The 13,369-nt window shown below is 69.6% G+C and carries 12 protein-coding genes; 6 read left to right on the top strand and 6 right to left on the bottom strand.

The genetic code is table 11. The features are described 5' to 3' along the window. Positions 1-113 precede the first annotated feature (113 nt). The 3 genes from ACN20X_RS13515 to ACN20X_RS13525 are packed head-to-tail and all read right to left on the bottom strand — an operon-like array spanning position 114 to position 3,220. Positions 114-572, bottom strand: coding sequence for a hypothetical protein (locus ACN20X_RS13515; RefSeq protein WP_239009424.1), 459 nt, complete (start codon positions 570-572; stop codon positions 114-116). Positions 573-620: 48 nt separating this feature from the next. Beyond that, positions 621-1,007 carry a DUF3703 domain-containing protein gene (locus ACN20X_RS13520; RefSeq protein ID WP_279492779.1) on the bottom strand — a complete coding sequence of 129 codons (387 nt, stop codon included), beginning with the start codon at positions 1,005-1,007 and terminating at the stop codon, positions 621-623. Beyond that, on the bottom strand, positions 1,004-3,220 hold the full coding sequence (locus tag ACN20X_RS13525; protein ID WP_473210701.1) for a heavy metal translocating P-type ATPase: 2,217 nt from the start codon (positions 3,218-3,220) through the stop codon (positions 1,004-1,006). The genes ACN20X_RS13520 and ACN20X_RS13525 overlap by 4 nt, the downstream gene beginning before the upstream one ends. Before the next feature lie 39 nt (positions 3,221-3,259). On the opposite strand from ACN20X_RS13525, the gene ACN20X_RS13530 reads away from it, so the two are divergent. The 4 genes from ACN20X_RS13530 (at position 3,260) to ACN20X_RS13545 (ending at position 6,413) form a co-directional block, all read left to right on the top strand. Next, positions 3,260-3,724 carry a Cd(II)/Pb(II)-responsive transcriptional regulator gene (locus ACN20X_RS13530; RefSeq protein ID WP_013803089.1) on the top strand — a complete coding sequence of 155 codons (465 nt, stop codon included), beginning with the start codon at positions 3,260-3,262 and terminating at the stop codon, positions 3,722-3,724. Between the two features lie 72 nt (positions 3,725-3,796). Continuing rightward, a complete protein-coding gene (locus tag ACN20X_RS13535; protein ID WP_012204765.1) occupies positions 3,797-4,600 on the top strand; it encodes an MlaE family ABC transporter permease in 804 nt (267 codons plus the stop codon). Positions 4,601-4,665: 65 nt separating this feature from the next. Next, positions 4,666-5,658, top strand: a complete 993-nt coding sequence (locus ACN20X_RS13540) for an MlaD family protein (RefSeq protein WP_013803088.1) — start codon at positions 4,666-4,668, stop codon at positions 5,656-5,658. Next, complete coding sequence (locus ACN20X_RS13545) at positions 5,655-6,413, top strand: hypothetical protein (protein WP_074923396.1); 759 nt, start codon at positions 5,655-5,657, stop codon at positions 6,411-6,413. Before ACN20X_RS13540 ends, ACN20X_RS13545 begins: the two co-directional genes overlap by 4 nt. 59 nt (positions 6,414-6,472) lie before the next feature. Here the strand turns inward: ACN20X_RS13545 and ACN20X_RS13550 are convergent, their stop codons facing one another. Both ACN20X_RS13550 and ACN20X_RS13555 read right to left on the bottom strand, forming a co-directional pair. Next, positions 6,473-6,637, bottom strand: coding sequence for a hypothetical protein (locus ACN20X_RS13550; protein WP_016449910.1), 165 nt, complete (start codon positions 6,635-6,637; stop codon positions 6,473-6,475). 235 nt (positions 6,638-6,872) lie between these two features. Beyond that, a complete protein-coding gene (locus tag ACN20X_RS13555; RefSeq protein ID WP_016449909.1) occupies positions 6,873-7,901 on the bottom strand; it encodes a porin in 1,029 nt (342 codons plus the stop codon). A 528-nt stretch (positions 7,902-8,429) separates the two neighbouring features. Here ACN20X_RS13555 and ACN20X_RS13560 point away from each other — a divergent pair. Beyond that, entirely contained in the window at positions 8,430-9,068 is a 639-nt protein-coding gene (locus tag ACN20X_RS13560) for a LuxR C-terminal-related transcriptional regulator (protein WP_016449908.1), read from the top strand. Positions 9,069-9,094: 26 nt separating this feature from the next. On the opposite strand, the gene ACN20X_RS13565 is transcribed toward ACN20X_RS13560, so the two are convergent. Next, on the bottom strand, positions 9,095-11,746 hold the full coding sequence (locus ACN20X_RS13565; RefSeq protein ID WP_061287759.1) for a hybrid sensor histidine kinase/response regulator: 2,652 nt from the start codon (positions 11,744-11,746) through the stop codon (positions 9,095-9,097). 223 nt (positions 11,747-11,969) lie between these two features. On the opposite strand from ACN20X_RS13565, the gene ACN20X_RS13570 reads away from it, so the two are divergent. After that, positions 11,970-13,298 (top strand): dicarboxylate/amino acid:cation symporter, encoded by a 1,329-nt coding sequence (locus tag ACN20X_RS13570; protein WP_016449906.1) that lies wholly within the window; start codon positions 11,970-11,972, stop codon positions 13,296-13,298. The last annotated feature ends 71 nt before the right edge of the window (positions 13,299-13,369 follow it).

Here is a 13,369-nt window from a genome sequence, read left to right on the forward strand (position 1 = left end):
CCTGAATGCGTAACGGGTGACGCATCCGCAGCCAAGCGCCCTGCCATGCCCGAGAACGGGCTGCCCATGGGCAGGCGGCAGGGTGGGCGCGGACGCACTTCGGGCGTCAGGCTTCAGGAAATGGGTGGCTTGATGGCCTGCAGCTTGGCCGCGCTGGCAAAGCGCGTGCTGCCTTGGGGGCGCAGTGCGGCGGACGGCGCAGCGCCGTCCGAGCCGATCTGGCCAGGGGTGAAAAGGGCCGAATGGCAGATGCCGCACAGGGTGCAGCTGGGGCCGTGTTCATGCTCGCCGCAGCCGCCGCCCGCAGGGCTGCCGGCCTGGGGGGAGCAGTCTGCACTGTGCTCGGCGTGCGACGTATGCGAGGGGTGAGAGGGCTGTTCCGTGGCGTGTGCCGGATGCCGTTCATGGCTGTCCGGCGACTGCGCTATCTCCGGCGCATGGTGGTGGAGTGCGGAGTCCGACGCCAATGCGACGGCCGGAGCCGGGACGCCCATCACCGGAGCCGCCCCCATGGCCATGGCATCGCCCAGCAGGCCACGCAGGACCAGCAGCAAGACCAGGACAATGGACAAGGGGCGACGCATAGGCATGGATGATACCGGACGGTGCCACGAAGTTCCTCAGGTGCGGGCCCTCTGCCCGGGCGGGCGGCGCGTGGTGCGCAGTGCCTCGGCGATCAGCGCCGATACGGCGGGCGGCATGTCCATGGGCAGGGTGGCCGGCACCGTGGCGCGGCCGGTGTTGCCGCGCGGCAGCCGGTCCAGCAGATGGCCTGCGGGCACCAGGGCCAGGCGCAGCAGCTGGCCGGCGACCTCCCAGCCGTCGCGCAACTGCAGCGCGTGGCGCAGCATCCAGCAGTGGGATCGCCAGTGCAGGCCCAGCAGCTGCTGGCCCAGCACATGGCTGGCCTCCAGCAGCAGCCAGCGCTGTGCGGGCGCCTGGTCCTGGCTTGAACGGAAGCTGTGCAGCAGGTGGGTGAAGGCGGCACGGCGCTGGGCGTCGGTCATGCCGTCTCCCGGTCGCTGCCCCAGCGGCGCAGCCGCAGGCCGTTGCCGACCACCAGCAGGCTCACGCCCATGTCGGCGAGCACAGCCAGCCACATGCTGGCGTTGCCGGCCAGGGCCAGCGCGAAGAACACCAGCTTGACGCCCAACGACAGGGCGATGTTCTGCCAGAGCACGGCGTGGGCGCTGCGCGACAGTTCCACCACCTCGGGCAGGCGGCGCAGGTCGTCGTTCATCAGCACCACGTCGGCGGTTTCCATGGCCATGCCCGTGCTGTGCATGCCGCCCATGGCAAAGCCGATGTCGGCCTGGGCCAGGGCCGGCGCGTCGTTGATGCCGTCGCCCGTCATGGCGGTGGGGCCTCGTGTGCGTTGCAGCTCGGCCAGTGCGTCGAGCTTGTCCTGGGGCAGCAGGCCGCCGCGCGCATCCTGGATGCCGGCTTCGGCAGCGATGGAGCGCACGGTGGCCGTGTTGTCGCCGCTGAGCACCACGGGCTGCACGCCCAGGGCCTGCAGGCGTGCCACGGCCTCGCGGGCCTGGGGCCGCAGCGGGTCGGCCACGGCGAACAGGGCCCGCACGCCGCTGCTGTCGGCCAGCAGGGTCACGGTGCGGCCCTGGGCTTCGTGCATGGCCAAGCCGGCGCGCAGCGCGGCGCTGTCCCAGCCTTGCTCCTGCACCCAGCGCAGGTTGGCCAGGGTCCAGAGCTGGCCGTCGATCTCGGCCTGCACGCCACGGCCGGGCAGGGCCAGCAGCTTGCTGACCGAGGCCCGCGCGGCCACGGCGGCCACGGCGGCATCAGCCTGGAGGCCGGAAGCAATGGCGCGCGAGACCGGGTGGTCCGAGCGGCCGGCCAGGGCCAGGGCGCGCGCGGCGGGCAGGGCGGGGCCAGGGGCGGTGTCCCGGGCTGCATCCTCTTCGCTCCAGGACTTCCATTCGACCAGCTTCGGGCTGCCCGTGGTCAGCGTGCCGGTCTTGTCCAGGGCAATGGCGCGCAGCTTGCGCGCCGATTCCAGCGCCTGGCCTCCCTTGATCAGCAGGCCGCGGCGTGCAGCCGCCGTGAGCGCGCTGACCACGGTGACGGGGGTGGACAGCACGAGGGCGCAGGGGCAGGAGATGACCAGCAGGGCCAGGGCCTGGTAGGCCGCGTCATGCCAGCTCCAGTCCATGACCAGCGGCGCCAGCACCGCCAGCGCAATGGCCAGCACCAGCACGATGGGCGTGTAGACGGCGGCAAAGCGATCGACAAAGCGCTGGGTGGGTGCCTTGGAGGCCTGGGCCTGCTCCACGGCATGGACGATGCGCGCAATCAGGCTGTCATTGGCCGCCGAGGTGACGCGCATCTGCAGCTCGCCATCCTGGTTGATGCTGCCGGCATAGAGCTCGTCGCCCGGGGTCTTGTCGGCCAAGGCGCTTTCTCCGGTGATGGGCGCCTGGTTGACCGAGCTTTGGCCGCGCAGGACCACGCCGTCCAGCGGCACGCGCGCGCCAGGGGCCACGCGCACGGTGGCGTCCAGCGCCACGTCGGCGGCCGCCACGCGCTGCACGCTGCCGTCGGGCTGGAGCACGTCGGCCGTCTCGGGCGCCATCTGCAGCAGGCTGCGGATGGCATTGCGCGCGCGGTCCATGGCCTGGTCCTCGATGCGCTCTGCCGCGGCGTACAGGGCCATGACCATGGCGGCCTCGGGCCACTGGCCGATGGCGAAGGCACCCGTGACGGCAATGGCCATCAGCGCATGGATGCCCAGCTTCAGGCGCAGCACGTCGCGGATGCCGGCCTTGTAGACGCCCAGGCCCGACAGGGCAATGGCCAGCACGGCCACGGCCATGCCGCCGTATTGCAGGGCCGGCACGCCGTCCTGGGAACCGCTGAACCAGTGGGCGGCTTCGGCCAGCACGGCTGCAATCAGCGCGGCCGTGATGCGCGGCCAGCCGGGCAGCACGCTGTGGTCGTGGCCGGCATGGGGATCGCTCTCGTCGTGACCGTGGTCATGGTCATGGTCGTGGTCACGGGCGTGGGCGTGATCGTGGCCCTCGCCGTGCGCATGCGAGTGGCCATGGGCCTTCTTGCGGGCCGGCGTGGGCTGGGTGATGGTGAAGGGCGCGCAGCAATCGGTGCCGCAGGCGGAAGACGGCGAAGTCGAGGCGGGCGTGGAATGGGCTGGGAAGGCTTTCAGGGCCTCGTTGCCCTGAGGGCTTGGCAGGCGATTGGAGTTCATGCGAGCATTGGAAACGGTGAAGTCACTTCAAGGTCAAGCATGTCACAGCATGAATCTGCGCGCTGGCGCATCGGCGAGGCGGCCAAGCGTTCCGGCGTGGCCGCCGCCAACATCCGCTACTACGAGAAGGAAAGGCTGCTGAGCGCGGGCGTGCGCGAGGACAACCAGTACCGGCTGTACAGCGACAGCGATGTGCACCGGCTGCGCTTCATCCGCCTGTGCCGCGCCATGGACATGTCGCTGGACGAGGTGCGCACCCTGCTGGCGCTGGACGGCGCCAGCAAGGCCGACTGCGTGGCCGCCAACGAAACCCTGGATGCGCACCTGGGCCATGTGCGCGAGCGCCTGGCCGAGCTGCGCGCGCTGGAGCATGAGCTGATGCAGCTGCGCAGCCAGTGCGACGGGTCGGACAGCTACTGCCATCTGATCGAGGCCCTGCACGCCCAGGCCGACGAACCGCTGGCACCCGCCCTGGGCAGCTCCGGCGCCAAGCGCCATGTGTAGCGCCGTCCGCAGCTGCCTGTCTTGCGCCGGCGTCCGACGGACCGTCCCGGTACGGCTCGCTATCATCGTCCGATGAGCCTCAGCCACGCAGCCCTGTCCCTTCCCGACCGCATCTGGGCGGCGCTGCGCGACCATGCGCTGGCCTGGTGGCGCAGCGTCTACCTGGGCGCCGTGCTGCTGGTGCTGGCCATGTCCCCTTCCAGCTACCGGCGCGGCGCGCGGCGTGCCATGGCGCACCAGATCTATGTGCAGACCGGCCCCATCCTGCTGGGTTTCACGGCGCTTGCGGCCCTGCTGTGCGCGGTCATCACGCGCATCGTCATCGTCACGGCGCTGAGCTATGGGCTGTCGCGCTATGCGCTGGAGATGGTGGTGCGCGTGCTGGTGATCGAGCTGATCCCGCTGACGGCCGCGCTGTTCGTGGCCATGCGCTGCACCATTCCCAACGGCACGCTGATTGCGCAGCTGCGCGCACGGGGCCAGCTCCAGGCCTGGCAGGAGCGCGGCTCCGACCCGCTGCGCATGGCCCTGGTGCCGCGCGCCGCCGGTGGCGTGTTTGCCTCGGTCACGCTGGCCGTGCTCAGCTGCGTAGTGGCCCTGGTCACCGTCTACCTGAGCGTCTATGGCTTCACGCTGGCGGGCCTGCCCGGCTATACGCGCATCTTCGGCCAGATCTTCACGCCGGCCGTGACCCTGGTCTTCGTGCTCAAGACCTGGTTCTTCAGCCTCACCGTGGCCATCATGCCCATGGCCTCGGGCCTGTATGCGCCGCTGCGGCGCCACCGGCTCGGCGGGGCGGCGCTGGGCGGCTTTGCGCGCATGTTTGCCGTGCTGCTGGTGATCGAGGTGATCTCGCTCATGGGCAACTACTACTGAGCACGCCTGCTGAACTCCACGAACCCCACATGCACGGCAAGGCCCGTGCCAGAACAAGGAATGCCATGACCGATACGCGGCGCACGCCGCCAGACCCCTGGGACGGCGAGGAAATCGAGGCCCTCAAGCCCGTGGCGCACCTGCGCGCCAAGGCGGCGGGCCTGCTGCTGTTCACGCTGGTGCTGATTCTTGGATCGGCCCTGTACCTGCTGTACTCGCGCGGCGTGTTCGACGCCACGCAGCGCCTGGTGCTCACGGCCGACGACTCCGAGGGCGTGAGCGTGGGCATGGACATGACCTTCTCGGGCTTTCCGATCGGGCGCGTGCGCCGCATCGAGCTGGCCGAGGACGGCAATGTGCGCATCCTCATCGACGTGCCGCGCAAGGACGCGCACTGGCTGCGCGAGTCCAGCGTCTTCACCCTGGTCAAGGGGCTGGTGGGCGGCACCACCATCAAGGCCTACAGCGGCATCCTCAGCGATCCGCCGCTGCCCGACGAGGCCGTGCGCCCCGTGCTGCGCGGCGATGCCACGGCCGAGCTGCCGCAGATCATGTCCACGGCCAAGGAAGTGCTGGGCAACATCGCCCAACTCACCGCGCCGGATTCGGCCCTGGGCGGGTCGCTGACAGAGCTGCGCGGCCTGGCCGGCCGGGCCCAGGGGCCGGGCGGCGTGCTGGGCGTGGTCATGGGCAGCGAGCAGGAGGCGCGCAAGGTCACGGCCCTGCTGGACCGCGCCAATGCCACGCTGGCCCGCATGGAGCGCATGGTGGCGCGGGCCGACAGCCAGGTGTTCGACGCCGGCGGCGTCATGCCCGAGGTGCGTTCCACCGTGGTGCAGCTCAACGGCCTGCTGGCCGACACGCGCCGCACGCTGGGCAAGGTGGACGCCGTGCTGGCCGAGGCCCAGGCCGTGGGCTCCAATGCGCGCGAGGCCACGGCCGACCTGGGCGCACTGCGCGCCGAGGTGGAGGGCAACCTGCGCCGCCTCGAAGGCGTGCTGGCCGACCTGCAGCGCAAGTGGCCGTTTGCCCATCAACCGGAGTTGAAGCTGCCATGAGTGCTGCCGCCAAGAAACTTTCTGCCGCAACCCTCCTGGCGCGCCATGCCGCCGCCGGCGCCGTGCTGACCCTGGTGCTGGCCGGCTGCAGCAGCCGCCCGCCCGCGCCGGACTGGGCGCTGAATGCCGAATCGGCTTCGCAACGCGCATCCACCGCCTACCTGGAAGGCCGCCAGCGCGTGCAGGCCCTGGAATGGGACAAGGCCCGCGCCGAGGTGGCCGCCACGGGCCGCACCGACCTGGCCGCGCGTCTGGAGCTGATGCGCTGCGCGGCCCAGGTGGCCAGTCTCGAATGGGACGACTGCCCCGGCTACCAGGCGCTGGCGCTTGACGCGGCGCCGGCGGAGGCCGCCTATGCGCGCTATTTGCAAGGCAGGCCCCGGCCCGAAGACATTGCGCTATTGCCGGAACTACAGCGCCCCGTGGCCCAGGCGCTGCTGGGTGCGCCTGCCTCGGCGCTGGCTGCCGTGGGCGCCATCAAGGAACCGCTGCCCCGGCTGGTGGCGGCCGGCGCGGCCTTGCGGGCGGGGGCGGCACAGCCGCAGTTGCTGGAGCTGGGTGCCGAGACCGCCTCCGCCCAGGGCTGGCGCCGGGCGGTGATGGCCTGGCTGCTGCTGCAGGCCAGGGCCCATGATCAGGCGGGCGAGGTGGACAAGGCCCAGGCCGTCAGGCGCAGGCTGGCGCTGCTGGAGAAGACGGCCAGCGGTGGGGGCGCATCGGCAGGTACATCAACCGGCGCATCGGCCGGCAAATGAAAACAGCGCCAGTCCGCAAGGGATGGCGCTGGGCAGGCATTTGCAGGCGCTTGCAGGGCCTACATCGACGACAGCAGGGCGCCCGGGTCTTTTTGCAGCAAGGTGTCTGCGGCCGGGGCGGCGCTGTCCAGCCACAAGGTGGCAACGCTGGCGGCGACGGCAAGCAATACCGTGGCGGTGAAGGCAATGAAGGGATGACGTCCGAAGGGGCTGGGTCTGCGCATGGTGCACCTCCTGTCTGGCAGCGCAGGCAGAGCATGGGGCTGGGCCTGGACTCCATTGCACACCGGATTGCGCAGCGTGGCTGTCGGACAATCGCTTTCTCTCTTGACGTTCGTGAAAAAAGCGGTGGGAGAAATTCCCTATCGATCTTCAGAAGGCCGAAAAAAAGCGAGGCAGGGCCTCGCTGAAAGTTCGGGACGTAAGTCCCCGGCCCGTGCTGGCAGGCCAGGCGTCGCCTTAGAAACGGTGGCGGATACCCGCGATCAGGCTGGTGCCCGACTTCAGGTCCGTGATGCGGTCGTGCATCAGCACGGTGTACACATCGGTGCGCTTGGACAGGTAGTGGTCGTAGCCCAGGCTGGCCGTGGTGCGCGTGGAGTCCACGGCGCCGATCTCGGCCTTGGTGCGGGCCAGGGCTGCCTTGATGGTGCCGGCGCTGCTCACGGGCACGTCCAGGCCCAGCGAGTAGGTGCTGTTCTTGCGGTCCAGGTCCTTGACCTTGGCCTGGCCGTAGGTCGCGTACAGCTTGGCCACTTCGAAGTTGTAGGTGCCGCCCAGCATCCAGTCGGTCTTGGTGGGCATGACGGCCAGGCTCACGGGGTTGCTGATCTGGGCGCGTTCGTAGAAGGCCACCAGGCTCAGCGGGCCGCCGAAGTACATGGCGTTCACGCCTATGTTCTTCTTGCCGGAGTCGCCGCCCTTTTCACCGAACTGGTAGTGGACGTTGGCCTGCAGGCCGCCGAACTTGGGCGTGCTGTAGACGATCTGGTTGCTCCAGCCGGTGTCCGACGGCGTGGTCAGGTTGGCCGAGCCCCAGGCTGCCGTGCCCACGTTGGCGTGCAGCACCAGCGGGGAGATGGTGAAGGAGTCGCCGAAGGGGTTGGTCAGGATGGTGGGCAGGAAGTTGGGCGCCATGCCGCGGCCCAGGCGCACCGTGCCGAAGCCGCCGGACAGGCCGACGTTGGCATCGCGCGAGAAGTACGGGTCGCCGTCGAAGCGGCCGGGGCTGCCGGTGTCCACGCGCATGAAGGCCGTCAGCTGGAAATCGACCTTCAGGCCGCCGCCCAGGTCTTCCTGGCCCTTCATGCCCCACCAGGAGGTAGTCATGCCGCCCGAACCCACGACGCCCTTGCCGCTGGCGTCGCCAGCCATGCGCATGGAGCCGGCATAGGCGTCCACCAGGCCCGTCAGCTGGACCGAGCTTTGGGCGTGTGCTGCGCCGGCGCAGGCCAGTGCAGCGGCCAGTGCGATGAAGGAACGTTTCATGTTGAGGAGTCTTTCATTGTTGGATAGTGGAAACGGTTGGCCAGTGCTGTGACCGGGGCAGACGATGAGGCAAACGCCCTGGGCGGGCTATGTGGCAAACCTGGGACAGTGGCGTTTTCGCATCAGGGTCCGGCCGGTGTCGGCGTGCCTTTGCGGCGCGCGCGCGAGGCAGTCCAGACTGGCTAAGCCGCGTATTACAACGCATCCCAGCCATTGCACCGGCCAGAAAGTGGTGTCTTTGACACAGTTATGACGAAACTTAATTTGTGTTTTGCACTCTCGCGGCTTGAACGCTGCCGTGCACTGGGTTGGGGCCGGGGCACCAGGCCTGTGCAGCAGGTCCTTGCAAGAGGGCTCAAAGGTCAATTCAGGGCTCCTTGTTCGTCGGTTGGAGGAAGATTTCCGCCTGTTGCCAGGCCTGTGGCTGCAACTGATTGCAAACGGCGTGCCAGCCTGCAACCCGGCCACCGGCCTCCACGGGGGGCCATGAGCCGGGCATGTGTTTGCAGACGTGTCAGACTCGCGCCCATGTCCGAATCCACCTTGCTCGTTGCCGATGACCACCCGCTGTTCCGCGCTGCGGTGATCCATGTGCTGCGCGAGGCCCTGCCGCAGTTCGCCGTGCTGGAGGCCGCAAGCGCTGCGACCCTGGGGGCGGCGCTGCAGCAGCACCCCGAGATCGAACTGGTGCTGCTGGACCTGGCCATGCCGGGCGCGCGCGGCTTCTCCGCGCTGCTGCATGTGCGCGGCGAGTACCCCGACATTCCGGTGGTGGTGATCTCATCCAACGACCATCCGCGCGTGATCCGCCGTGCCCAGCAGTTCGGTGCTGCAGGCTTCATTCCGAAGTCGGCGCCGGCCGAGGCCATAGGCACGGCCCTGCAGGAAGTGCTGGACGGCGGCAGCTGGTTCCCGCCCATGGCCGCCGAGCGCTCCGAGGCCGACGCCGCGCTGGCCGCGCGGCTGGCCCAGCTCACGCCCCAGCAGTTCCGCGTGCTGCTGTGCCTGGCCGACGGCCTGCTCAACAAACAGATCGCCCATGAACTGGGGCTGGCCGAGAACACCGTCAAGGTGCATGTGACGGCCATTCTCAAGAAGCTGGAGTGCTACAGCCGCACGCAGGCTGCCGTGCTGGTCAAGAGCCTGGAGAACGACGGCACGGCCTGAACTCCATGCCGCGGCGTGCCGTGCCCCTACCGGTGGCGCAGCAGCATCTGGCTCATGAGCGCGCGCAGCGCGGGCGGGCGCACGGGCTTGGCCAGAAAGCCCCAGCCGCGCTCGGCCGCCTGGCGGCGCAGCATGCCGTCGCGCTCGGCCGTGACCAGGATCACGGGCGGCGACTGGCCCCAGCGCTGGCACAGCTGCGCGTAGACATCGGGGCCGTGCAACTGGCCCAGGCGCACATCGAGCAGCACCAGTTGCGGTGCCTCGCCGGGCGCGGCCAGCGCCAGCGCCTCGGCCGGGCCGCCGGCCAGCGGCACGCTGCAGCCCCAGCGCTGCAGCAGGGCGCGCATGGCGGTGCAGGACTGGGGATCGTCCTCCACATACCAGGCGTTCATGCCCTGCAGCGGTGCATCCTGGTCCGGGTCGCCGGTCTGCGCGCTTGCGGCGATCTGCGGCACGGCGCCCGGGTCGCCCAGCGGCACGCAGACCCAGAACACGCTGCCCCGGCCCAGTTGCGAGCGCAGGCCGATCTCATGGCCCAGCAGCCGGCCCAGGCGCTCGACGATGGCCAGGCCCAGCCCGGCACCACGGTCGTCGCCATGGCCCTCGTCCAGGCGGCGGAATTCCTCGAAGATCTCGTGCTGCAGACTCTCGGGAATGCCCGGTCCCTGGTCGTGCACCTCGATGCGCAACTGCTGGCCCTGGCGCCGGCAGCCGATGACGATGCGGCCCTGGCGCGTGTAGCGTATGGCGTTGGACAGGAAGTTCTGCAGGATTCGGCGCAGCAGCGCCTCGTCGCTGCGCACGACGCAGCGCGTGTCCACCGCGCTCAGGCGCAGGCCCCGGCTTTCGGCCAGGATGCCGAAGTTGTGGCGCATGACCTGCAGCAGCGGGCCCAGCGCGAAGTCGCGCACGCGCACCTCCAGCTGGCCCGATTCCATGCGCGAGATGTCCAGCAGGCTGCCCAGGATGGCGTCCTGCGCGGCCAGGGCGCCGTCGATGCTGTCGGCCACGTGGCGGCCCGCCTCGTCATGCAGATGGCTGCGCAGCAGGGAGCTGAACATGCGCGCGGCGTTCAGAGGCTGCAGCAGGTCGTGCACCGCAGCGGCCACGAAACGGGTCTTGTAGCGGTTGGCCTGCTCGGCCTCGCGCTTGGCCTCGGCCAGGTCGCGCGTGCGCTCGGCAATGCGCTGCTCCAGCGCATCGGCCAGCGAGCGCAGCTCGCGCGCGGCGTTCTTGTAGCTGGTGATGTCGGCATAGCTGGTGACGAAGCCGCCGTCGGGCAGCGGGTTGCCGCGGATCTCCAGCACCGTGCCGTCGTCCTTGGTACTTTCGCGCAGGTGCGGGCTGCCGCTGCGCAGATGCTGCAGCCGCCGGTGGATGGCCTCCTCGATGGGGCCGGGCCCCAGCAGGCCGCGCCGGGCGTTGTACCGAAACAGGTTCTCTATGGGCTGACCCGTGCGCAGCAGTTCGGAGGGAAAGCGGAACAGCTCCACGTAGCGCGAGTTCCAGGCCACCAGGTTGAGGTCGGCATCGATCACCACCACGCCCTGGGGCAGGTGCTCCAGGCTGCGGCTCAGGCCCGTGTCGGCCTGGCGCGCGGCCTGGACGATGCCGTCCTGGGCCGTGCGCAGCTCCTGGGCATGCTGGCGCAGCACGGTCTCCAGCTCCAGGCGGCTGCGCAGGCGCAGCGCGGCCAGCCGCCTGCGCTGGCGCACGAACAGCACCAGCATGCCCAGGGCCAGCCAGCCGCCCGCAGCGGCCGCCGCCGCCCAGCGGCTGGCCACGGTGCTGGCCTGCGTGTCATGCAGCAGGTGCAACTGCCAGTCGCTGCCGGGCAGGGGCAGGGTCTGCCACAGCGTGGTGCCGGGCAGGGCGGGTTCCTGCATCTGCACCAGGCGGCTGCCTTGCTCCAGGCCCTGGCGCACCCGGTAGCGCATGGGGTGCAGTTCCTGGTCGATGTACTGGCGCGTGGCGGCCAGGTCCGCCTCGTCGGCGGGGCTCAGGGGTGACAGCAGGCGGTAGCGCCAGTCGGGCTGGCTGGCCAGGAAGACCACGCCGTGCTCGTCCGAGGCCATGACCACGTCAGGCGTCTGCAGCCATTCGCGCTCCAGCTCCAGCAGCGCGATCTTGATCACCACCAGGCCCGCGACGGCGTTGTGCTCGTCCAGGATGGCCTGCGAGAGGAAGTAGCCCGGCAGGCCCGTGGTCAGGCCGATGCCGTAGAAGCGCCCGCTGCCGCGCGACAGCGCCTGCTGCACATAGGGCCTGAAGCTGTAGTCCACGCCCACGTTGCTGCGCGTCTCGCGCCAGTTGCTGGCGGCCAGGGCCGTGCCGTGGCGGTCGATCAGGGTCAGCGTGGACGACTGGCTGGCGCCGTTGGCCTGCTCCAGCTTGCGGTTCAGGGCATCGACCTCGGCGGGAGACAGCGGGTGGGTGAGGGCGGCACGCAGCTGCGCATCCAGCGCCAGCACCTCGGGCAGGGTTCGGTAGCGGTCTATGCGCTGGCCCAGGGCCTGGGCGTAGAGGCTGAGCTGGCGCTGCACGCTTTCGGCCTCGCCGCGCAGGGCGCGGTGATAGACCAGCTCCCCGGCCAGCAGCATGCAGGCGAGCATGCCGCCGAACAGCAGCAGCAGGGTCCAGAAGGAGCGGCGTGAAGGGCGTCGAACGGGTTGGGGCATGGTGGTCTGGGCCCGATTGGGCGCCAGCTTGGTGCCTTCCAGGGACGGGAAGGGGTTGGGGATTACCCTGATTCTGCGTCCATTCTCCCTGGGAGAGCGCCTGCGCCTAATACCAATAGGTTATCGGCGCCGGAGGATGCCAGCGGTACAACCTGCACCTTCCCGCAACTTGCCGCACCTCGGTGGTGCGTCAACCCCACAGAAATCCTGCCGGAGCCGCACCATGCATGCCGTCCCCACCCACGCCGCCAGCCCCGAGCGGCTGCCCTTCTACCGCCAGCTGTATTTCCAGGTGGTGGTCGCCATCGTGGCGGGCGTGCTGCTCGGCCACTTCGAGCCCCAGTACGCCGAGCAGTTCAAGCCGCTGGGCGACGCCTTCATCAAGCTGGTGAAGATGATCATCGCGCCGGTGATCTTCCTGACCATCGTCACCGGCATTGCGGGCATGACGCACCTGCGCACGGTGGGCCGGGTGTTCCTCAAGGCCATGGCCTACTTCCTGTTCTTCTCCACGCTGGCCCTGGTGGTCGGCATGGTGGTGGCGCACGTGGTGCAGCCTGGCGCCGGCATGAACATCAACCCGGCCGACCTGGACCAGGCCGCCGTCAAGGGCTATGTGGCCAAGTCGCATGAGCTGACGCTCACCGGCTTTGCCATGGACATCATCCCCAAGACGCTGGTCAGCCCCTTCGTGGGCGACAACATCCTGCAGGTGCTGTTCGTGGCCGTGCTGTTCGGCATCTCGCTGGCCATGGTCGGCGACGCCGGCAAGCCCGTGCTCAACTTCCTTGAGGCGCTGACGGCCCCCGTGTTCAAGCTGGTCGGCATCCTGATGAAGGCTGCGCCGCTGGGCGCCTTCGGCGCCATCGCCTTCACCATCGGCAAGTTCGGCCTGGGTTCGCTGGTCAACCTGGCCTGGCTGGTGGGCTCGTTCTACATCACCTCGCTGCTCTTCGTGGTCGTGGTGCTGGGCTTCGTGGCGCGGCTGTGCGGCTTCTCGGTGCTCAAGCTGGCACGCTACCTGAAGGCCGAGCTGCTGCTGGTGCTGGGCACCTCGTCCTCGGAATCGGCCCTGCCTTCGCTGATGCAGAAGATGGAGCGCGCCGGCTGCGGCAAGTCCGTCGTGGGCCTGGTCGTGCCCACGGGCTATTCGTTCAACCTGGACGGCACCAACATCTACATGACGCTGGCCGCGCTGTTCATCGCCCAGGCCACCAACACCCACCTGACCCTGGGCCACGAGATCGCGCTGCTGCTGGTGGCCATGCTCAGCTCCAAGGGAGCTGCCGGCGTGACCGGCGCGGGCTTCATCACGCTGGCCGCCACGCTGGCCGTGGTGCCCGAGGTGCCCGTGGCCGGCATGGCCCTGATCCTGGGCGTGGACCGCTTCATGAGCGAGTGCCGCTCGCTGACGAACTTCATGGGCAACGCCGTGGCCACCGTGGTGGTCTCGCGCTGGGAAAACGAGCTGGACTACAGCAAGCTCAACGCCGCCCTGGACGGAGAGCCTGTGCAGGCCCTGCCTGCTGAGGCCGCCGTGGCCAAGGCCTGAGAACGCCCTGGCCAGGGCAAGGGCCGGCAACGGCCCCTGCCTGCCCCATCGCCGCGCCACCCCAGGGTGGC

It is taken from the genome of Delftia sp. PX-1 (genome assembly GCF_055797465.1).